Annotated in this window: 18 protein-coding genes; 12 read left to right on the top strand and 6 right to left on the bottom strand. The window is 64.0% G+C overall.

Annotated elements, in window-relative coordinates; genetic code table 11:
- The first annotated feature begins 319 nt into the window (after positions 1-319).
- Positions 320-1,666: an NAD(P)/FAD-dependent oxidoreductase gene (locus JG747_RS28685; RefSeq protein WP_202360522.1), complete on the top strand. Its 1,347-nt coding sequence runs from the start codon at positions 320-322 to the stop codon at positions 1,664-1,666.
- Positions 1,667-1,885: 219 nt separating this feature from the next.
- Positions 1,886-3,325 carry an NAD(P)-dependent oxidoreductase gene (locus JG747_RS28680; protein ID WP_202360521.1) on the top strand — a complete coding sequence of 480 codons (1,440 nt, stop codon included), beginning with the start codon at positions 1,886-1,888 and terminating at the stop codon, positions 3,323-3,325.
- Between the two features lie 70 nt (positions 3,326-3,395).
- Here the strand turns inward: JG747_RS28680 and JG747_RS28675 are convergent, their stop codons facing one another.
- The 6 genes from JG747_RS28675 to JG747_RS28650 form a co-directional block, all read right to left on the bottom strand.
- On the bottom strand, positions 3,396-4,466 hold the full coding sequence (locus JG747_RS28675; protein WP_064983380.1) for an alpha/beta hydrolase: 1,071 nt from the start codon (positions 4,464-4,466) through the stop codon (positions 3,396-3,398).
- A gap of 404 nt (positions 4,467-4,870) precedes the next feature.
- On the bottom strand, positions 4,871-6,367 hold the full coding sequence (locus tag JG747_RS28670; protein WP_019856687.1) for an HAL/PAL/TAL family ammonia-lyase: 1,497 nt from the start codon (positions 6,365-6,367) through the stop codon (positions 4,871-4,873).
- 118 nt (positions 6,368-6,485) lie between these two features.
- Positions 6,486-7,610: an alcohol dehydrogenase family protein gene (locus JG747_RS28665; protein ID WP_202360520.1), complete on the bottom strand. Its 1,125-nt coding sequence runs from the start codon at positions 7,608-7,610 to the stop codon at positions 6,486-6,488.
- 8 nt (positions 7,611-7,618) lie between these two features.
- Complete coding sequence (locus tag JG747_RS28660; RefSeq protein WP_202360519.1) at positions 7,619-8,998, bottom strand: aspartate aminotransferase family protein; 1,380 nt, start codon at positions 8,996-8,998, stop codon at positions 7,619-7,621.
- Positions 8,999-9,029: 31 nt separating this feature from the next.
- Positions 9,030-10,523 carry an NAD-dependent succinate-semialdehyde dehydrogenase gene (locus tag JG747_RS28655; RefSeq protein WP_202360518.1) on the bottom strand — a complete coding sequence of 498 codons (1,494 nt, stop codon included), beginning with the start codon at positions 10,521-10,523 and terminating at the stop codon, positions 9,030-9,032.
- A gap of 130 nt (positions 10,524-10,653) precedes the next feature.
- A complete protein-coding gene (locus tag JG747_RS28650; RefSeq protein WP_038652262.1) occupies positions 10,654-11,145 on the bottom strand; it encodes an Lrp/AsnC family transcriptional regulator in 492 nt (163 codons plus the stop codon).
- Positions 11,146-11,228: 83 nt separating this feature from the next.
- Here JG747_RS28650 and ehuR point away from each other — a divergent pair, with 83 nt between their 5' ends.
- The 10 genes from ehuR (at position 11,229) to doeB (ending at position 21,143) form a co-directional block, all read left to right on the top strand.
- A complete protein-coding gene (gene ehuR / locus JG747_RS28645; RefSeq protein WP_019856692.1) occupies positions 11,229-12,614 on the top strand; it encodes a MocR-like ectoine utilization transcription factor EhuR in 1,386 nt (461 codons plus the stop codon).
- A gap of 182 nt (positions 12,615-12,796) precedes the next feature.
- Positions 12,797-13,582, top strand: a complete 786-nt coding sequence (gene ehuA, locus JG747_RS28640; RefSeq protein WP_019856693.1) for an ectoine/hydroxyectoine ABC transporter ATP-binding protein EhuA — start codon at positions 12,797-12,799, stop codon at positions 13,580-13,582.
- Between the two features lie 86 nt (positions 13,583-13,668).
- Positions 13,669-14,520, top strand: a complete 852-nt coding sequence (ehuB, locus tag JG747_RS28635) for an ectoine/hydroxyectoine ABC transporter substrate-binding protein EhuB (RefSeq protein WP_027046565.1) — start codon at positions 13,669-13,671, stop codon at positions 14,518-14,520.
- Between the two features lie 220 nt (positions 14,521-14,740).
- The gene (gene ehuC, locus JG747_RS28630) at positions 14,741-15,400 is read left to right on the top strand and encodes an ectoine/hydroxyectoine ABC transporter permease subunit EhuC (protein WP_032929174.1); all 660 of its coding nucleotides are present in this window, start codon (positions 14,741-14,743) and stop codon (positions 15,398-15,400) included.
- Entirely contained in the window at positions 15,400-16,059 is a 660-nt protein-coding gene (gene ehuD, locus JG747_RS28625) for an ectoine/hydroxyectoine ABC transporter permease subunit EhuD (protein WP_038645094.1), read from the top strand. Before ehuC ends, ehuD begins: the two co-directional genes overlap by 1 nt.
- A 3-nt stretch (positions 16,060-16,062) precedes the next feature.
- Positions 16,063-16,842, top strand: a complete 780-nt coding sequence (eutA, locus tag JG747_RS28620) for an ectoine utilization protein EutA (protein WP_202360517.1) — start codon at positions 16,063-16,065, stop codon at positions 16,840-16,842.
- Positions 16,843-16,847: 5 nt separating this feature from the next.
- Positions 16,848-17,834: a hydroxyectoine utilization dehydratase EutB gene (gene eutB / locus JG747_RS28615; RefSeq protein WP_202360516.1), complete on the top strand. Its 987-nt coding sequence runs from the start codon at positions 16,848-16,850 to the stop codon at positions 17,832-17,834.
- Positions 17,831-18,823, top strand: coding sequence for a cyclodeaminase (locus tag JG747_RS28610; protein ID WP_202360515.1), 993 nt, complete (start codon positions 17,831-17,833; stop codon positions 18,821-18,823). Before eutB ends, JG747_RS28610 begins: the two co-directional genes overlap by 4 nt.
- Positions 18,824-18,957: 134 nt before the next feature.
- Positions 18,958-20,136: an ectoine hydrolase DoeA gene (doeA, locus tag JG747_RS28605; protein ID WP_038645100.1), complete on the top strand. Its 1,179-nt coding sequence runs from the start codon at positions 18,958-18,960 to the stop codon at positions 20,134-20,136.
- Between the two features lie 5 nt (positions 20,137-20,141).
- The gene (gene doeB / locus JG747_RS28600; protein WP_027046568.1) at positions 20,142-21,143 is read left to right on the top strand and encodes a N(2)-acetyl-L-2,4-diaminobutanoate deacetylase DoeB; all 1,002 of its coding nucleotides are present in this window, start codon (positions 20,142-20,144) and stop codon (positions 21,141-21,143) included.
- Positions 21,144-21,317: the final 174 nt, after the last annotated feature.

Raw genomic sequence — 21,317 nt, 5'->3', positions numbered from 1 at the left:
CGGACGCATGAAGCAGACTCAGTTCTGATGACGCAATGTTACGCGTGTCGGACTTGACCCTTCAAGGGGCCAATGGCGGCATCGCACTGTGCCTGACAGGCGGTGCCGCCATCGGTCGTCGCCGGGCGCTTGCGCCTTTGCCGCCAAAGTTCGTGTGAGGGTGTCGAGGCGACATTCGCTGGCATAAACAATTCATTGCATTGACGCGCAGATTCTCCAGCTCGACCCAGCCTTGACGGACTATCAGTTCTGTCACGCGTCGCCGACACGGAAGCGGCCAGGGCCGACGCCGCCGTGAAAAGCAAGAGGGCAGTCTTCCTTGACAAGTTTTCCCTTCACCGAAGCCTTGCCGATCCAGTTTCAAGCACCGTTGCCGAAGGCTTCGGAGGTTGTGGTCATCGGCGGCGGCGTCATCGGCGTGACCACGGCTTTGTTCCTGGGGCGGCGCAACATTTCGGTGACATTGCTGGAAAAGGGCCGAATCGCCGGCGAGCAGTCGTCGCGGAACTGGGGCTGGATCCGGCAGCAGGGCCGCGATGCCGATGAACTGCCTGTTGTCATCGAAGCGCAACGCCTCTGGCGTCAACTGGCCGAGGAATGCGGCGAGGACATCGGGCTGAGGCAGGCGGGCGTCACCTATCTCGCGCGAACCGACAAGGAGATGGCCGGCTTCGCCAAGTTCCTGAAGATCGCTCAGATACACGGCGTCGACACGCGTCTCCTCGACCAGGGTGAGACGGCCAGGCTGATCCCGGCCATGTCGCGCTCTTTCAAGGGCGCTATGACCACCCCATCCGACATGCGCGCCGAGCCCTGGGTCGCGGTTTCAGCGCTTGCCCGCCTGGCCGCCCTGGAGGGCGTCACCATCATCGAGAATTGTGCGGCGCGCATGCTCGACATATCGGCTGGACGCGTTAGCGGGGTCTGGACCGAGCAGGGCCGTATCGCCACCTCGAGCGTGGTCGTCGCGAGCGGTGCGTGGACGTCGCTCTTCCTGCGCGCCCACGGCGTCTCCATCCCGCAGCTCAGCGTCAGGGCGACCGTCGCCGCGACCGGACCCATGCCCGAAATCCATTCGGGCGCCGTGGCCGACGAACATATCGCATTCCGGCGCAGGCAGGATGGCGGCTACACGCTGGCATCGGGAGGCACCAGTCAGCTGTATGTCGGGCCTGACGCCTTTCGTCACGCGACCAAATTTGTTCCCGCCCTGATGGCGAAACCTTTTGGCACTTCCTACCTGCCGGCGGCGCCGCGAGGCTATCCGGACAGCTGGTCAACGCCACGCCGATGGAACGCGGACGAGGAAAGCCCGTTCGAACGGATACGCATCCTCAATCCCGCCCCCAAAGCCTCGGCATTGCGCGATATCGAGCGCGAATTCGCGGCACTTTTCACGCAGTTCAAGACGGTGCCGATCAAGGCGAGCTGGGCGGGCATGATCGATGCGATGCCGGATGTGGTGCCGGTCGTTGATCGTGCCGCCGAAATTCCGGGTCTCGTCATCGCCACCGGGATGAGCGGTCATGGCTTCGGCATCGGACCTGGCATGGGCCGCGTCGTGTCCGACCTCGTCCAGGGAAACGAGCTCGGACATGATCTTCGCAGGTTCCGTCAATCGCGGTTCAGCGACGGCAGCCCGATCAAGCTAGGACCCAGTCTCTAGATAGGGCTGTCTGGCGTCGCGGGCCAAGAACGTCATCTATGCCTTCGGCCATGGCCATCAAGGCCTCATCGGCGGCGCCGTCACCGGCAAGATCGTGTCGCAACTCGCCGCCGGTTTGCCGCCGGCGATCGATCTGACGCCCTTCCGGGCGGATAGGTTCTGATTTCAGAGCGTGCTGCCGTACCGGCAGACCTTTCCGTTCTTGCATGGGGAAACGACGTGACCGCAAACACCAATACCCAGGCCGTGGAGCCGATCGATCCGCAGGGGATCTACACCGTGCTGATCTGTGATCTGGTCGGCCTGCGCTTCGGACCTGACGGCAAGCCTGATCCCAGCGAAGTGCGCGCCCATATCGAAGCCAAGGGCGGCCGCTTCCATTTGTCCGCGCTTGGCGACAAATCGGGCCTCGAGCGGGGCCGGGTGCATTTCTTCTACCAGCCGGATCTCAGCACCCGCGAGGAGCTGGTCGAGGCCGCCGGCGACGGACGCTACGACGCCGTCATCGCCGCAGCGACCTTCCTGCCCGCAGAGACCGTCTTTGCGCTGGCCGGTGTGCGGATCGGCGCCGGCACCGGCAATATGGGTTCGCGCTCCTGGGGTGGCGGCAGCGGCGAGGGCGGCAGCGCGGTGCTGATGAACACGCCCGGCATCAACAGCCGCGCCACCGCACAGATGGTGATGAAGGCGATCCTGAAAGTGCTGCCGGATCTACCTGTCGGCTTGCTTCACGACCGGGTGGCACGCGGCGATTTCGACACTGGCAGGGAGTTGCGTGATTTCCCGACCGAAAAGCTCGAAGGCAAGACGATCGCGATCATCGGCTACGGCAATATCGGCCGCGAGGTGGCCAAGCTCGCCCGTGCCTTCGGCATGCGCGTGGTGATCCATGCAAGGCCACGGCACCGCGACTGGGTAGAAGCCGAGGGCTTTGCCTTCGCGGCGGATCTTGCCGACGCGGCTGAAGGTGCAGATGTGCTCAGCGTCCATGTCGGCCTGGGCAAGCAGGACGCGCAGACGGGCCGCTACGCCAATGCCGGGCTCATTGGCGCTGAGGTACTGTCCCGCATGAACAAGGGTGCGGTGCTGGTCAACTACGATCGCGGCGAGCTCGTCGACGTCGCAGCGCTCGGCGAGGCGCTGGACGCAGGGCGGGTGCGCCACGCCGCCATCGATGCCGATCTGTTCAGGGATGACTCGACTGGACGTCTTTCCGGCCCGATGCTGCCTTATCTCGACCTCGTCGAAAGGCACGGCGAAAAACTTGAACTTCTGCCGCATGCGGCAGCCGATACGGACCATCCGTCGCGCGTTGCCGGCGCCAAACAGGCTGTCGACCAGCTGTTCGATGTCATCTGCCGCAAATCGGTGACCAATGCCAAAGGCACCGTGCCGCCGGGTTATCTCTCGCTTGGGGCGACAACGCCCCCAGGCATCGGACCGGTGACGGCGGATCATTTTTTGAAATTGACTGCCAGCGATTGCTCAGAACTGGCGGCCCTCTGCGATCGGCAAAGCCGGCTATGGAAGGCTCTGTTGGATGCGCCGCTCACCAAGCGTGGGGCGGTTGTCGGCGAACGAGGCGAAGAACTTGTCCGGCTGATCGACCGCTTCTGCCTTCTGGCCGAGAAACTCAACCTCAGAGGCCCTTATCAATAACATCGCGCTGCCGCCGCGGATTATCACGGCAGCAGGTCTGAACGAGACATTCCGCCGCAATCTTCAATATTCAACCCACAGCAGGCTCGATCCGATATCGGTGTGGAACGCCTGTCGCGGCCCGGTTGTGGATCTTGTCGGGCGCTTGACCTGCCAGTACTGCGACTTCATCGTCGCGCACCGGCGTGTAGAGCCGATAATATTGATGGCTATTCATGTTGAGCTCGGCCGGAACAACGTCGCTCACGTCCACCGCACTCACCTTGTCGCTGATGGTTGCCATGTTGTCAGGGCCTCCGGCGCCAAGCCGGGGGCCGTTGAATTCAATTCCAGCACTCAAGAAGGTCAGCACCCAGTCCTCGTGGGTGTAGTAGACGGTAACCCCACGCCCGAGGTCGGGCAGCGCCTTCAGTTTGTCCTGCCGGTCGAACGCGTCGGAATCCTCGTCGGCTGCGGCGAGAATGATCTGATTGAAGATGGTCGGAAGATGCGTCGCCGGTACGGCCGGTTGGGTCTCGCCGGGTTTTGTATCTTGCGGTTGCGCCAGCAATGCCTGAACGCCAAAACGCAGCACATAGTTTCCCATACTGTGACAGAGCAGGTGAACAGTCGGACGCGGCGCGGTCGAGGAAAGCCCGGCAAGCTCCGTCGCTAGCCTGCGGATAACCCTGGCAAAGGCCGGACCGCTCTGTCGTGATGTTGCCCGGTCATGCTGGTAGCCGATCAATGTGCCGGCAGAGGGCCAACTAAAGACGATGATCTCGGCATGTATTCCGTAGAAGCTGAGGATCGTCGCCGCGCGTTCGACGCTGTCGGAAAAGGTGTTGAAGAAGCCGTGCGCGAATAAGATGATCGTCTTTGCCGAAACGAACGCCGGATGAAGCGCGGAAAACATCTGGTCGCTTCCACGAATTTGAGCCTTGCCCTTCTCGACGAGTATCTTCTCGTCATACACACGCAGGGTGCCAGGCACGATCTTGCCCTGTTTGGGAGCTCCGGTGACTGTGACCTGGACCTCTCCGTAGCGAATATCGACGCCTTGAGCTTGGCTGAGATTGGGGCCGAAGCCGGTGATCCGCCCTTGGCTGTTCACGATGGGGTTCCGATTGCTGACGAAATGGACCTTGTAGGTGTTGGCCATGGGCTCCTCCCAGACAGGATCAGGGGCGTCAGGTCAGGCAAACGTTCGGCAATTCACTCCAGGGCGGCACATTCTTGTCTGCGAACCGCATACCCGGGTCTTGGCTCTCCTCGGATACTTTCGCAGTGCTTGCGCTAGCCAAGCGCAGGTTCCGTTATTTTACCTCATGGAAGAACGTATTTGTTATTTCTAATATGATCATGCCATATCGGCAAGCAATTTCGCGACATCTCTTCTTTAATGTCTTGATGCATTGCATGCGCCACTTGTGACGCCGAAGATGAGTTTTGCAACGACCGACCACACCGATAGCCCTGGTGGGCGGACCGCGCGCGTTGGTTGCTTGACGCCTAGGATTCGCGCCGGAAGATCGGGATACCGATCGTGGCGGACCGGCCGTCGGCTCAGTACCGGGGACCGGCCACCATCCGCGCCATCCGCGTCATGTCGGTGCTCATCTCGCGGTCGTCATCGAGCGGGCTGACGAGCGCGCGCACGGCGGCGAAGGTGCGCCGCGGCCCTTCGCCCATGCTGTCGACGACACCGCGCAACTCCACACCCGTCGCAGCGAAGATCAGCTCCATCGCCACGAGATAGCGCATGCGCTCGATGATCTCGGCGGTCTTGGCCACCACCCTGGGCGCCATCGACGACTGATCCTCGATGCCGTCGGAAACGGCGAGCGGGCTGAGTGACATCGGGTTGGCCAGGTGCCGGATTTCGGCTTCCAGCGCGGACAAGGGCTTCTGCAGTTCCGCATAGCCCTGACGACTGCCGCCTCTCGCCGATAGGAAACGCGGCAGTTCGGCTGTTGTCGGCGACATCAGCTTCATGCAGCGGTTGGCGGTGCCAACCGCGCAATGCGCGAGTGCCTGGCCGAGCTGTTCCCAGGCGAGCGTCATTGCCGTCAGGTCGAAATTGCCGTTGGAAATCACCCGTTCGCCGTCGGCCAGGATCACCGGGTTGTCGCCCGAATGGGTCAGTTCGATCTCGGTAGCCAGCCGCGCCTGTTCGAACGCATTGAGCAGGCCGCCCCAGACCTGTGGCACGCAGCGATAGCTGAGCGGATCCTGCAAGCGCCGTGCCGCCTTGTCCTTCCACAAGCCGCTTCCCGCCAGCTCCGCGCGCAACCGCGCGCCGATCTCGCGCTGGCCGAAGGCCGGCCGTGCGGCCAGCGCTTGCTCGTCGATCGCGGTGAGGGAGGAGCGAAACGCCTCGTAGTTGAGCGCAACGGCGGCCAGCGCCCAGTCGATGAGATGGGCGACGTCTTCGAGGCACAGGCACGCCGTTCCGGTCGACAGGCTGTTGGCGACGATGATGGCGTGGCCGTCCTTCTCGCGCAGGTCCAGCGGATCGAGCCCGGCTAAGGCAAGCGCCTCGGCGGAGGGCATGATCCTGCCCTGGAATTCCGCCTCGCCATCGCCGCGCAGCGACCTTGCCATATGGCCGAGATGGGCAAGGTCGGCCGCGCCGATCGAGCCCCAGGTCGGGATCACCGGATGGACGCCGGCGTTGAGCGCCGCGACAAGGCCCGTGACCACGCGTTCGGAGGTTCCGGTGCCGCCGGCGGCCATGCCCGAGATGCGCGCGGTCATCATCGCTCGCACCGCTTCTGTCGGCAAGGCCGGCCCGATGCCCATGCTGTGGCTGAGCGGCACGCTGTGCTGGAAGGCGATCAGGTCCGCCTGTGCGAGCGGCGTGTCGACACAGGCGCCCAGGCCCGTGGTGACGCCGTACATCGGCTTGCCAAGCCCGGTCAGATGCTCGATCAGGGCGCGGCTCGCCCGGATGCGGCGCATCGCCTCTTCGCCCAGCATCAGCCGGGCGTTGCGGCGTGCGATCTCGGCAACGTCGGCCACGCCGAGCGGCCTGGCATCGAGCAATATCATTCGGCCTGTCATGTTTCGCCTGTATCCCGCGACCAGATGCCCGGACCAGTATGACTACGGGCGTCGCCGTTTGTGACGGCTCGCAGACACGACTGCAAGCCATTCCCATTGGGACAGCGGCAGAAGGTGGCTAGAGCGAGGGGCCAGGAAACTGCGCCGGCCGCTCCGCGACGGCATCAGGTACCACCACCAGCTTGCCGACGAAATCCTTGGCGACGAAGTCGGCCTGTGCGCGGTGAAAATCGGTGAGCCTGTAGACGCCGCCGACCAGTGGCCGGATCTTTTTCGCTTCGATGTAGCTGACGATCCGGCGGAAATCCGCGCGCGTGCCCTGGCTCGAGCCATGCAACTGCAATTGCTTGAGATACATGGTCCTGAGATCGAGCTGCACGACCGGCCCGGCGATTGCACCGGCGGTGGTGTAGCGGCCTTCGGGCCTGAGAATACGCAGCAGGTCGTTGAAGATCGCACCGCCGACGAGATCGGCGACCACGTCGATCGGCTGGCCGCCGGTCACTTCAGCCACGGCCCGCGGCAGGTCAGCGACGCCGCGGGTGATGACGGCCTCGGCGCCGATATCGAGCACCGCCTGTTCCTTGCCCTTGCCGACGACGGCATAGGGAATGGCGCCGCGCGCCCGCGCCAGCTGGACGATGCCGGAGCCGACGCCGCCCGAAGCGCCGGTGACCAGGACACGCTCACCGGCCTTCAAGCCGGCGCGTTCCAGCATCTGTTCGCCGGTCAGGTAGGCGCAGCAGAAGGTGGCGAGCTCGACATCGCTCATATCAGTATCGACGACATGGGCGTTCTCGGCAGGCACGGTCTGGTATTCGGCATAACCACCGTCGCGGCCATGACCCATATAGTCGATGTCGGCGAGTGAATCGTCATCGCGGTTGTAGATGGAGAAATCGACCATCACCCGCTCACCGATCCGCTCCGGCGAAACGCCTTCGCCAACGGAAACGATGGTGCCAACCGTGTCGGTGCCCTGGATGCGCGGGAAAACAAGCGTGTTGCCCTGGCGCCGCCAGGTCGACACGGCGGCGGCATCCTCTTCGGTACCATAGGCACCCTGGCGCACCCAGACGTCGGTGTTGTTCATCCCGCAAGCGCCGACTTTCACCAGCACCTCACCCGGGATAGGCGCGGGCACCTTCACATCGGTGCGGTAGACGAGTTTTTCCGGTCCGCCGTGCCCGGTGAGCAGCACGGCGGCCATGGTGGCGGGGACGGTTCCGGTCATGGCATTCATCGTCGATCTCAAAGATTGGCAAACACGCTTTTCACCGCGTCCGCCGTCTTCGAGACGACGATGTCGGCCTCCTCGCGGGTCAGGCAGAGCGGTGGCGCGAAGCCGAGAATGTCGCCCTGCGGCATGGCGCGGCCGATGACGCCGCTTGCGGCAAGCGCTGTCGCCACTTGCGGCCCGATCTTCTGCGAAGCGTCGAAGAACACCCGGTCGTCCTTGTCGGCGACGAACTCGACCGCCGCCAGCATGCCGTCGCCGCGCACCTCGCCGACATTTTTATGGCCGCCGACGGCCTTGGCGAGCTCGGCACGGAAATAGGCGCCGGTCTCGCGGGCGTTCGCCACCAGGTGCATCTCGTCGATCAGTTCGAGATTGGCGACACCGGCGGCAACGCAGATCGGGTGCGCCGAATAGGTCCAGCCATGGCCGAGCGAGCCGAGCTTGTCGGAACCGTCGACCAGCACCTGCCACATCTTGTCGGCGACGATGACGCCCGACAGCGGCGCATAGGCCGAGGTCAGGCCCTTGGCGATGGTGATCAGGTCCGGCTTGATGCCGTAATGGTCGGAGCCGAACATGGTGCCCAGTCGGCCGAAGCCCGTCACCACCTCGTCGGCGACCAGCAGCACATCATACTTCTTCAGCACCGCCTGGATCTTTTCCCAGTAACCGGCCGGCGGCGGCACGATGCCGCCGGTGCCGAGGATCGGCTCGCCGATGAAGGCGGCGACGGTTTCGGGACCTTCGGCCAGGATCATCTCCTCGAGCTTGTCGGCGCAGTGCTGCGAGAACTGCTCCTCGCTCATCGAGCGGTCGGCGCGGCGGAAATAATACGGCGCTTCGGTGTGCAGCACTGGCGCGCGCGGCAGGTCGAAGGCGTTGTGGAACAGGTCGAGCCCAGTCAGCGATCCAGTCATCACGCCCGAACCGTGATAGCCGCGCCAGCGCGAAATGATCTTCTTCTTTTCCGGCCGGCCCAGCACATTGTTGTAGTACCAGATCAGCTTGATGTTGGTTTCGTTGGCGTCCGAGCCGGAGAGGCCGAAATAGACCCTCGACATGCCCTTCGGCGCGCGGTCGATGATCATCTTGGCCAACGTGATCGAGGCCTCGGTGCCGTGGCCGACATAGGCATGATAGTACGCGAGGTTCTTCGCCTGGGTGGCGATGGCATCAGCGATCTTCTGGCGGCCATAGCCGACATTGACGCAATAGAGGCCGGCAAAGGCATCGATGCTCTTCCTGCCATTGTTGTCCCAGACGGTGACGCCTTCACCGCCGGCCATGATGCGGGTCGGGCTCTCACCGCGCGCGTGCGTGCCCATATGCGTCGAGGGATGGAAGAAGTGGTCGCGATCCCAGGCGTTGAGTTCGTTGGACTGGTCGAGCATTTTGGTCTCCTTGAGGGATGGCCGGACGGATTTATGCGACGTCCAGGCAAAGATATTTGAGATCGGTGAACGCTTCGAGCCCGTGGCGCGAACCCTCGCGGCCGATGCCGGACTGCTTGACGCCGCCGAAGGGAATTGGCGCGCCGGTGATCTTCACCCGGTTGATGGCGACCATGCCGTAGTCGAGCGCGCGGCCCATGCGCTGCTGGCGCGCGCCATTCTCGGTCACGACATAGGCGACCAGGCCATATTCGGTGGCATTGGCACGTTCGACAACCTCGTCCTCGCTGTCGAACGGCGTCACCGCGGCGACCGGCCCAAAAGTCTCTTCGCGCATGATCAGCGCCGCGTCGGAAACGTCGGCCAGCAGCGTCGGCTGGTAGAACAGCGGCCCGGCCTGATGTCGCTTGCCGCCGGCAAGGCAACGCGCGCCATGGGCGAGCGCATCGGCGACCTGCTCCTCGACTTTCTGGACGGCGCGCTCATGCATCAGCGGCCCGATGTCGGTCTTGTCGTCAAGGCCATTGCCGGTCCGCAGCGCCTCGATCCGCTTGGCGAAGGCAGCGTAGAAGCGATCGTGGATCGGCCGCTGGACGTAGATGCGGTTGGCGGCGAGGCAATCCTGGCCCGATGTGGCGAATTTAGCGTCGATGGCGATGCTCACCGCCTTGTCGAGATCCACATCGGCAAACACGATGAGCGGAGCGTGGCCGCCAAGCTCCATCACCAGCCGCTTCATCGTCGGCGCGCTCTGCGCGGCAATCAGCCTGCCGATCTCGGTCGAGCCCGTAAAACTCATGGCGCGGACGCGTGCGTCTTCGCACATCCGCCCGACGATCGTCGCGGCCTTGCCGGTGACGATGTTGAAGACGCCGGCCGGCAGTCCCGCGCGCTCGCCAAGCTCGGCCAGCGCCAGCGCCGACAGCGGCGTTTCCGAGGACGGATGCGAGACAATGGTGCAGCCGGCGGCAAGGGCGGCGGCCGCCTTGCGGGTCAGCATGGCCGAGGGGAAATTCCACGGCGTGACGATGCCGACGACGCCGAGCGGCTCGCGCCGCACCATCATTTCCGCGTTCGCCAGATGGCTGGTGACGCTCTCGGCGTTGAGGCGCTTGGCTTCCTCCGCATACCACTCGACGAAAGTGGCGGCATAGTCGATTTCGCCGAGCGATTCCTGCAAGGGCTTGCCCTGTTCCAGGGTCATCAGCAATGCCAGGTCGTCTTTCGCGGCAATGATCAGCTCGAACCATTTTCGCAGGATTCTTGACCGCTCCTGCGGCAGCAGCGACCGCCAGGCCGGAAAAGCGCGCGCGGCGGCATCGATTGCTTTTGTCGTTTGCCGTGCATCCAGCGCCGCGACGAAAGCGACCGTGCTTCCCGTCGCCGGATCCGTGACCTCAAAGCTTTCGGCGGCCTCGCTCGCCGTCCAGTGGCCGTCGACATAGGCGAGTTCGCGCAGCAGACGGCGGTCTGCGAGGCGGTCGAGCGCCTCATGGCGATGCGAGCGGGCGAAATGCGCGGACATGGTCGAAGCCTCCCGGTTCGGTCTGATCCTGGGAGACTATCGGTCGTGGGCAGACAGAGAGGCTGTTTGGGTGTCCTGAAGTAGAGAGATTCTCTCTATTGTGAAGCCTCTGCAGACGATTTCTCCGGTACTACGGCGACACCGGCAGCAACTCGGTGATGGGAAGTGCGATCTCTTCCTTCACCGTCTTGGTGACGATGTAGGTGAAGTAGCGGTCGATGCCGATCTCGCGGTCGAGCAAGCCGTCGACAAGCCGCTGATAGGCGTCGATGTCGCGAGCCATCACCTTCAGCACATAGTCGACGCCGCCGCCCACCGACCAGCAGGCGACGATTTCGGGGATATCGCGGATGACGCGCTCGAAGCGGTCGAAATCGGCCTGGCGGTGGCTGGCCAACGTCACTTCCATCAGCACGGTGGCCACCGGCGCCACGACGCGCATGGCGATCCTTGCGTGATAGCCCGAGACGATGCCGGCCTTTTCCAGCTTGCGCAGCCGCATCCAGCACGGCGTCGGCGACAGCCCCACCTGCTCGGCCAGCGCCAGCTTGGTGATGCGCCCGTCGCGCTGGATGGCGTCGAGGATTTTGAGGTCGATCGCGTCGAGTTTCGCAGCAGCCATCAGCGCCCACTTTTTCGTCCACTGTACCATGATGGCGCATTATTTCGATTGTCAATTGCACTGATTTCGATCTCTAATAAGTCATGACATTGTGGCAACCCGATCCCGCGCTCATAAGGCGGCCAGCCTATCAATCGCTTGCCGACCAGTTCGCGCGCGCCATCCATGACGGACGTCTTGCCAATGGCGCGCGGCTGCCGACACATCGACGGCTGGCCGACGATCTCAAGCTGTCGGTGCAGACGGTCAGCCGCGCCTATGAGGAATTGATCCGGCGCGGCCTGATTTCCGGCGAGATCGGCCGCGGCAGCTTCGTCCAGACGCAGCGTCGCGAGCCGGAGCCGCCCTATCTGCCCGAGCGTCTCGGCGAGGTCATCGACCTCTCCATCCTGAAGCCGGTCTGCGAGCCGATGCATCTGGAGCGATTGAAGCAGGCGCTGGGTTGGCTCGCCGAAAACCTGCCGTCGAGTTCGGCGCTGTCCTTCCGGCCCAACATGGTGTTTCCGCGCCATCGTGCGGTGGCGGTCGAATGGCTGAAACTGTGCGGGCTCGACATTTCCGCCCAGAACATCAGCCTGACCAATGGCGCCACCGCCGGCATGACGGTGGCGCTGATGAGCGTGGCGCCGCCGGGATCGACCGTCGCCACCGAGGCGATCGGCCACCACACGCTGGTGCCGCTGGCGCGCTATCTCGGTTTCAACCTCGAAGGCCTGCCGATCGATGATAGCGGCCTGATCCCGGAGGCGCTGGACGAGGCCTGCCGTCTTTCCGACATCCGCGCGGTGTTCGTGCAGCCTTCGGTGATCAACCCGACGGCGACGCTGATGGATGCGCGGCGGCGTGAAGAAATCGCCGCGGTCGCGCGCAAGCACGACATCGCCATCATCGAGAATGACGTGCTGGGGCCGTTGGTCGAGGACCGGCCGCCGCCGGTCGCCGCTTACGCGCCGGAGCGCACGCTCTACGTCACCTCTTTCACCAAGATCACCGTGCCCGGCCTGCGCATCGGCTATCTCGCCGCGCCTGACCGTTATGTCGCCGCCGTCGCCAACCGGCATCTGGTGTCGAACTGGATGGCGACGCCGCTGGTGGCCGAGATCGCCACCAAATGGGTGACCGACGGCACGGCGATGGAACTGGTGCGCTGGCAGCGCGCCGCGTTACGGCGGCGGCAGGATATCGCCGCCGAAGTGTTGGCCGGGATCGACTATCGCGCCCGGCGCGACGGGCTGCATATCTGGCTGCAACTGCCCGACGACCGTGCCGAAGAGGGCTTTGTCGCCCAGGCCCGGCTGCAGGGCGTAGCCATCGCGCCGGGCACATCCTTCCGCATTTCCGACGCGCCCTGGCATCCGGCGGTGCGCATCTCGCTGGGCTCGACCACCGAAGGGGAACTGCGCGCCGGCCTCGGCGTTGTCACCAAGCTCTTGCTTGGCGATCCGGAGCATTTGTTGCTGGCGATTTAGCCAGTGCGCAGCCATTTGGGTGACGCCGGCCTGACTCGAATCCCGGCGCACTCTTCGGCACCGATTGCTCAACAATTGTGCGGAATGGGAAATATTGTCATGATATTATTTTCCCAATTGACATGATTTGGCGCGTTCCGCATCGTTAAGGGCACAGGCTTCTCCAGCACGGGGAAATTCATTTGTCCGCACCCATCATCAAGGTCGATGCCATTTCGAAGAGCTTCGGTGCCTTCAAGGTGCTGGACGGCTTGTCGATGCAGGTCATGCCGCGCGAGAAGCTGGCGTTGATCGGTCCGTCCGGCTCGGGCAAGACGACGATCCTGCGCATCCTGATGACGCTGGAGCGCATCGATGGCGGCCACATCCAGATCGAGGGCGAGCAGCTCTACCACATGGAGCGCAACGGCCAGCTGCTGCCGGCCGACGAGCGGCATCTGGCGCGGATGCGCCAGAAGATCGGCATGGTGTTCCAGCTGTTCAACCTGTTTCCGCACAAGAGCGTCATCGACAATGTGACGCTGGCGCCGATGCTGACCAAGGGAACGCCCCGCGCCGCCGCCGAAAAGCGGGCGATGGAACTGCTCGACATGGTCGGCATGGCCGACAAGGCCAAGGCGATGCCGGCGCAACTGTCGGGCGGCCAGAAGCAGCGCGTGGCGATCGCCCGGGCGCTCGCTCTGCAGCCAAAGATCATGCTGTTCGACGAGGTGACGTCGGCGCTCGACCCGGAACTGGTCGAGGAGGTGCTCAACGTTCTGTGGCGGCTCTGCGCCGAGACCGACATGACCATGCTGCTGGTCACCCACGAGATGGGGTTTGCCCATGACTTCGCCGACCGGGTGCTGTTCTTCGATCGCGGCAAGATCGTCGAGGAAGGCAAGCCCGACGAGATTTTCCGCCATCCCAAACAGGAGCGCACGCAAGGCTTCCTGAAGAAGATCATCGCGGCCGGACATCGCGTCTGACCGTCATGCCCGAGGCGACAACGCCGTCCTCAAGGGACGGAAAGCCGCCCCAAACAAACCAAGACAAGAAACAGGAGTTGGGAACAATGAAGAAACTTGGCATTCTGGCCGGCGTCGCCGGCCTTGCACTGACGGCGGTTCTGGCCGCCTCGATCCCGGGTTCAGCCGACGACAGCAAGCTCGAGCAGTTGAAGTCACAGGGCTTTGCCCGTGTCGCCATCGCCAATGAGCCGCCCTACACGGCGGTCGCGGCCGACGGCAAGGTTTCTGGCGCGGCGCCCGACGTGGCGCGCGAGATCTTCAAACGCCTCGGCGTTGGCGACATCGTCGCCTCGATATCGGAATATGGCGCCATGATCCCCGGCCTGAAGGCCGGCCGCTTCGACGTCGTCACCGCCGGCCTGTTCATGAAGCCGGAGCGTTGCGCCGCGGTCGCCTATTCCGAACCGGTGCTGTGCGACGCCGAGGCGATGCTGGTGAAGAAGGGCAATCCGAAAGCCTTCAAGAGCTACGAGGACGTCGCCAAGGACACATCGGCCACGATCGGCGCGCCCGGCGGTGGCACCGAGGAGAAGCTGGCGCTTAACGCCGGCGTGCCGCGCGAACGCGTCATCGTCGTGCCGGACGGCCAGAGCGGCCTGAAGATGGTGCAGGACGGCCGCATCGACGCCTATTCGCTGCCGGTTCTGTCGATCAACGATCTGATGAAGAAGGCCAACGACCCGAACCTCGAAGTCATCGCCCCGGTCCAGGGTGCCCCGGTCTATTGCGACGGCGCCGCCTTCAAGAAGGGCGACGAGGCACTGCGCGATGCCTATGACGTCGAGCTCGCCAAGATGAAGAAGTCGGGCGAATTCGCCAAGATCATCGAGCCCTACGGTTTCTCGGCCGCCGCCGCGATGTCGACGACGCGCGACAAGCTCTGCTCGGCGAAGTAGGCGCCTCTTCTTCCTTCTTCCCGTTTCACGGGGAGAAGGTGTCACGAAGTGACGGATGAGGGGCGGCGCCAAGTTTGGAGAAGCTGGAGCCGCCCCTCATCTGCCTGCCGGCTTTCGTCGCTCGAAAAGCCAAGCAATTGGCTTTTCGCCCGCTACGCGGACCGCTCCTCAACTCGCCGTGAACGGGGAGAAGGGGCTAAAATGGAACGTTGGAACCTAGATGACCCAGTGGTCCGGCTATCTCGGCCTGATATTGCAGGGAGCGCTTGTCACCATCGAGCTGACGCTGATGGGGTCGGTGCTTGCCCTGATCATGGCCTTTCTGGCCGGCATGGGACGGCTGTCGCGCTTCTTCGCACTGAGGGCGCTCGCCACCGCTTATATCGAATTCTTCCGCGGCACCTCGATCTTCGTGCAGCTGTTCTTCGCCTATTTCGTGCTGCCGCTGATTGGTCTCGAACTGACCCCGCTGCAGGCCGGCGTGCTGGCGCTGGGCCTGAACGTCGGCGCCTATGCCGCCGAAGTGGTGCGCGGCGCCGTTCAGTCGATCGGCCGCGAACAGCATGAGGCCTGCATCGCGCTCAATCTCGGCCGCTGGCAAGGCCTGCGCCATGTCATCCTGCCGCAGGCCTTTCTAGTGATGCTGCCGACCTTCGGAAACAACGCCATCGAACTGCTCAAGGCCACCTCCGTGGTCTCGCTGATCTCGCTCGCCGACCTGACCTTCCAGGCGCAGGTGGTGCGCGCCCAGACCGGCAACACGATGGTGCCTTTCGCCACCATCCTGGTCATCTACTTCGTCCTTGCACTGCTCATTTCTTGGGGCGTGCGCTCGCTGGAACGCCGCATGGCGCGCGGCCTAGATGGGGTGCGCGTCTGATGGAGTGGGACTGGGATTTCGTATGGCAGATCATGCCGACGCTGATCCAGGGGGTGAAGATCACCATCCTGGCGACGCTGCTCGGCTCGGTGCTGGCGGCGATCGTCGGGCTGGGGATCGCGCTTGCGCGCCGCTCGCCCAACAAGGCGTTGTCGCGTACTGTCGGCTGGGCGGCCGAGTTCATCCGCGGCACACCGCTTCTGGTGCAGCTCTATTTCATCTTCTACGTGCTGCCCGACATCGGCATCCTGCTGCCGCCGCTGGTCGCTGGTGTCATCGGGCTCGGGCTGCACTACGGAACCTACACGGCGGAGGTCTACCGCGCCGGCATCGACAATGTACCGCGTGGCCAGTGGGAGGCCGCCAAGGCCTGCAATCTCAGCGCCCGGCAAACCTGGACGCACATCATCATCCCTCAGGCCATCCCGCCGATGATCCCGGCACTGGCCAACTATTTCATTGCCATGTTCAAGGAGACGCCGTTGCTCTCGGCGATCACCGTGCTGGAGCTGATGAACCAGGCCAAAAGCGTCGCCAACACCTATTATCGTTACATCGAGCCGATCACGCTGGTCGGCGCCTTCTTCCTCGCCATCAGCCTTTGTTCGGTCGTGCTGCTGCGCTGGCTGGAACGCCGTTACGGCAAGATCGAGAGATAGCCGATGAAACCCTTGCCCGAGATCAAGGTCTATCCCAGTCGGCCATCACTCGATGAGCGTCCGCTCGACAAGCGCGTCGGCCTGATCATCCTGGCCACGGATCACACCAGCGAACCGGATTTTCACCGCATGGTGGCGAGCGAACGCATCGGCGTCTATGTCGCGCGCATTCCCTATGCCAATCCGACGACGCCGGAAAATCTGCGCAAGATGCAGCCGGCGCTGACGGCGGGTGCTGCCCTGATCCTGCCCGACGAGAAGCTCGAGGCCGTCTGCTACTCCTGTACGTCGGCCTCGGTGGTGATCGGCGATGCCGAGATCGAGACGGCGATCCAGGCGGCCAAGCCTGGCGTTCCCGTGGTCACCCCGCCAATGGCCGGCATGCGCGGGCTGAATGCCTTCGGCGTGCGCCGGATCAGCATTCTGACCCCCTACACGGTCGAAACCTCCAGGCCGATGGCGGCCTATTTCGCGGCGCGTGGTTTCGAGATCGCCAGCTTCACCTGTCTCGGTTTCGAGGACGACCGCGAGATGGCGCGCATCCCGCCGGCAGCCCTTGTCGATCTCGCGCGCGAGGCTACGCATGCGAGTGCCGACGCGCTGTTCGTGTCTTGCACGGCGTTGCGCGCTGCGCTCGCGGTCACCGGCATGGAACAGGCCATCGGCCGTCCCGTTGTTACCAGCAATCAGGCGACCGCCTGGAATTGCTTGCGGCTGTGTGGCGATGAGACGCCGCGCCCTGAGTTCGGGCAACTGATGACGCTTCCTCTGTCGCGCGATTGATGACCATGACGACCGTCTCCCTTAACGATATCCGCGCCGCGCGTGAGCGTATTGCCAGCAAGGTCGAGTACACGCCGATCACGATATCCACGAGTCTTTCCAAGCGTCTCGGTGTCCCCGTTCATCTCAAGCTCGAGCACCGCCAGATCACCGGCAGCTTCAAATTGCGCGGCGCTTCGAATGCCATCGCTTCGCTCCGTGCTGACGAAAAGGCGCGCGGTGTTGTCGCGGCCTCGACCGGCAATCACGGTCGCGCGCTGGCGCATGCGGCGAAGCTCGAAGGCATGCGCGCGGTGATCTGCATGTCGCGGCTGGTGCCGCAGAACAAGCTGGACGAAATCCGTCGGCTCGGCGCCGAGGTGCGCATTGTCGGCAACAGCCAGGACGACGCCCAGCAGGAGGTCGAGCGGCTGGTGGCGGAGGAGGGGCTGGTGATGCTGCCGCCCTTCGACCATCCCGCCATCATCGCCGGGCAAGGCACGCTCGGGGTGGAGATGATCGAGCAGGTCCCGGAGGCCGGTCTCGTGCTGGTGCAGCTTTCCGGCGGCGGCTTGGCCTCCGGCGTTGCCGCAGCGGTCAAGGGTGTCAGCCCCGGCACAAAAGTCATCGGCGTTTCGATGGCGCGGGGTGCTGCGATGAAGGCGAGCCTCGATGCCGGCCGGCCTGTCCTAGTGGAGGAACTGCCGACGCTGGCGGATTCGCTTGGTGGTGGTATCGGCCTCGACAATAGGCTGACCTTCGCCATGTGCCGCCACCTGCTCGACGAAGTCATCCTGCTCGGCGAGGACGAGATCGCCGCCGGCATCCGCCATGCCTATGCGCAAGAGCGCGAGATCGTCGAGGGCGCCGGCGCGGTCGGCATCGCCGCGCTTCTCGCCGGCAAGGTCAAGACGAAAGGGCCAGTGGTCGTACTTCTCTCCGGCCGAAACATCGACATGAACGCGCATCGCCGGATCGTCTGCGGCGAGGCAATCGGGGAGCGCGCCGCATGAGCCGTATGACGATTCTGACCGAAGCAGAACTGCGCAAGATCGTAACGCTCGATCTCGACGCCGTCGCCTGCGTCGAGATCGCTTTTCGCGCGCTCGCCACTCTGCCCGTGGCGATGCCGCCGATCCTGCGGCTCGACATTCCCGAGCATCGCGGCGAGGTCGACGTGAAGTCCGCTTATGTGCCCGGTATCGACGGCTTCGCCGTGAAGATCAGCTCCGGCTTCTTCGACAATCCAAAGCTCGGCCTGCCCAGCGGTGGCGGCATGATGGTGCTGCTTTCGGCAAAGACCGGTGTGGTCGAGGCGCTGCTGCTCGACAATGGCTACCTGACCGATGTCCGCACCGCTGCAGCAGGCGCGGTCGCGGCGAAGCATCTGTCGCGCGAAGACGCCACCGTGGCAGCAATCTTCGGCGCCGGTTTGCAGGCAGGTCTGCAACTGGAAGCACTGCGCCTTGTCAGGCCGATCGCCGAAGCCCGCATCTGGGCGCGCGACGCCGCCAAGGCCGAAGCCACCGCTGCCCGCTTGCGCGAAAGACTGGGCATTGTCGTGCGCGCCGAGCCCGATGCAGCAAATGCCATTGCCGGCGCCGACATCATCGTCACCACCACGCCGTCGACGGAGCCGCTGATCAAGGCAGGCTTCATTTCGGCCGGCCAGCACATCACCGCCATGGGCTCGGACGCCGAACACAAGAACGAGGTCGCGCCGGCCATCCTGCGCATGGCCGATCTCTACGTCGCCGACAGCGCGCGCCAGACGCGGCGTCTGGGCGAACTGCATCATGCCATCGCGGCAGGGGTGATGGCCGCCGATGAAGAAGTGACCGAACTCGGCCAGATCATCGCCGGCGAACGACACGGGAGACGTTCGGCCAGCGATATCACCATCGCCGATCTGACCGGCACCGGCGTGCAGGACACCGCGATCGCCACGCTCGCCCGCGACCGCGCGCGGGCGGCTAATGCCGGAACCATTTTTGAAAGCTGATGCTGGCCGCAAAGCGTGATCCGGAAAAGTGGGAACCGGTTTTCCGATCAGATCATGCTCAAGCAAAATTCCTGGAGCCGGGTTCACCGAAGTTGAAACGGGCTCCAGGGCCCAACAAACGAGGACCAAGAACAATGCAACCGAACCTGAAATTCTCGCGCGGCGAATTTGCGGATCGCCTCGCCAAGACGCGGCGAGCCATGGAGGCCAAGGGCGTCGATCTCCTCATCGTCAGCGACCCTTCCAACATGGCCTGGCTGACCGGTTATGACGGCTGGTCCTTCTACGTGCACCAGGCGGTCATCGTGCCGCCGTCGGGCGAGCCCGTCTGGTACGGCCGCGGCCAGGACGCCAACGGTGCCAGGCGCACCGCCTATCTCGCGCAGGACAACATCGTCGGCTACGCCGACCACTATGTGCAGTCTACGGAACGCCATCCGATGGACTTCTTGTCCAGCATGCTCGTCGATCGCGGCTGGGGCAAGCTCACCATCGGCGTCGAGATGGACAATTACTGGTTCTCGGCCGCCGCCTTCGCCTCGTTGCAGAAACATCTGCCCAATGCCCGCTTCGTCGACGCCACCGCGCTGGTCAACTGGCAGCGCGCGGTGAAGAGCCCGACCGAGATCGACTACATGCGCAAGGCCGCCCGCATCGTCGAAGCCATGCACCAGCGCATTTTCGACAGAATAGAGATCGGCATGCGCAAATGCGATCTCGTCGCAGAGATCTATGATGCCGGCACGCGCGGCGTTGACGGTATTGGCGGCGACTATCCGGCGATCGTGCCGCTGCTGCCGTCCGGCGTGGACGCCTCGGCGCCGCATCTGACTTGGGACGACCAGCCGATGAAGCGGGGCGAGGGCACCTTCTTCGAGATCGCCGGCTGCTACAACCGCTACCATTGTCCGCTGTCGCGCACCGTCTTCCTCGGCAAGCCGACGCAGGAATTCCTCGATGCCGAGAAGGCGACGCTGGAAGGCATGGAGGCGGGCCTTGCCGCCGCAAAGCCCGGCAACGCCTGCGAGGACATCGCCAATGCCTTCTTCGCCGTGCTGAAAAGGTATGGCATCGTCAAGGACAACCGCACCGGCTACTCGATAGGTCTGTCCTATCCGCCGGACTGGGGCGAACGCACCATGAGCCTGCGCCCCGGCGACCGCACCGAACTCAAGCCCGGCATGACCTTCCATTTCATGACCGGCCTGTGGCTGGAAACGATGGGGCTGGAGATCACCGAGTCCATCTTGATTACCGAAACCGGTGTAGAGTGCCTGGCCAATGTTCCGCGCAAACTGGTGGTGAAGAATTGAGCCATATGTCCAGCCTCCGCCCGTCACCGATCACACCGACCGTCGATTTCGGTCGTGACGGCGTCCAGCACGGTTTCCTGCGCCTGCCATACAGCCGCGACGACTCGGCTTGGGGCTCGGTGATGATTCCGATGTGCGTCGTCCGCAACGGCAAGGGACCGACGGCGCTGCTGTCCGGCGGCAATCATGGCGACGAGTATGAAGGGCCGTTGGCGCTCTACGATCTCGCCCGCACGCTCGACCCGAAGCAAGTCAGCGGCACGGTGATCATTGTGCCGGCGATGAACTATCCGGCCTTCCGCGCAGGCACGCGGACCTCGCCAATCGACAAGGGCAACATGAACCGCAGCTTCCCCGGCCGGCCGGACGGCACGGTGACCGAGAAGATCGCCGACTATTTCCAGCGCGAGTTGCTGCCCCGCGCCGACATCGTCTTCGACTTCCACTCCGGGGGAAAGACGCTGGATTTCGTGCCGTTCTGCGCGGCCCACACTCTGCCCGACAAGGCACTGGAGCAGAAAGCCTTCGATGCGGTGGCGGCATTTTCGGCGCCCTTCTCGATGCGCATGATCGAGATCGACTCGGTCGGCATGTACGACACGGCGGCCGAGGAGATGGGCAAGGTCTTCGTCAGCACCGAGCTTGGCGGCGGTGGCACCTCGCGCGCTCAAACGGTGCGGATTGCACGGCGTGGCATTCTCAATGTGCTGCGTCATGCGGGCATTGTTGCTGGGGCGGTCGAGAAGGGCAGAACTCAATGGCTGGATATGCCGTCTGGCGATTGCTTCTCCTTCGCCGAGGAGGACGGCATGATCGAAACCATGGTCGATCTCGGCGAGCCCGTCGAAGAGGGCGCGGTGCTGGCACGGATCCATTCGGTTGGCCGCACCGGCATTGCCCCGCAGGAGATCCGGGCAAAAATGTCGGGCATGCTGGCGGCGCGGCATTTTCCCGGCCTGGTCAAGGCCGGTGACTGCGCGGCGGTGGTCGCCGTGGAGGTCGATTGATCGAAGGCGGCTGCGTCCCGGCACATGCCGCGCGGCTTCCGGCGATTGCGGCTGGCCGCGCCGGACTTTCTCCATCGGATGGAAGTGTAAATTAACGAGAGGCGGGCAAACTAGGCATTGGCAAGCGGGCCCTCGCTCTGCTGCCATCGTTGCGGGCATTGGACCGCGCGACAT

The sequence above is a fragment of the Mesorhizobium sp. 131-3-5 genome (assembly GCF_016756575.1).
Taxonomy (GTDB): Bacteria; Pseudomonadota; Alphaproteobacteria; order Rhizobiales; family Rhizobiaceae; genus Mesorhizobium; species Mesorhizobium jarvisii.
Note: the sequence above shows the minus strand (reverse complement) of the source record. Positions and strands in the feature narration are given on the sequence as shown.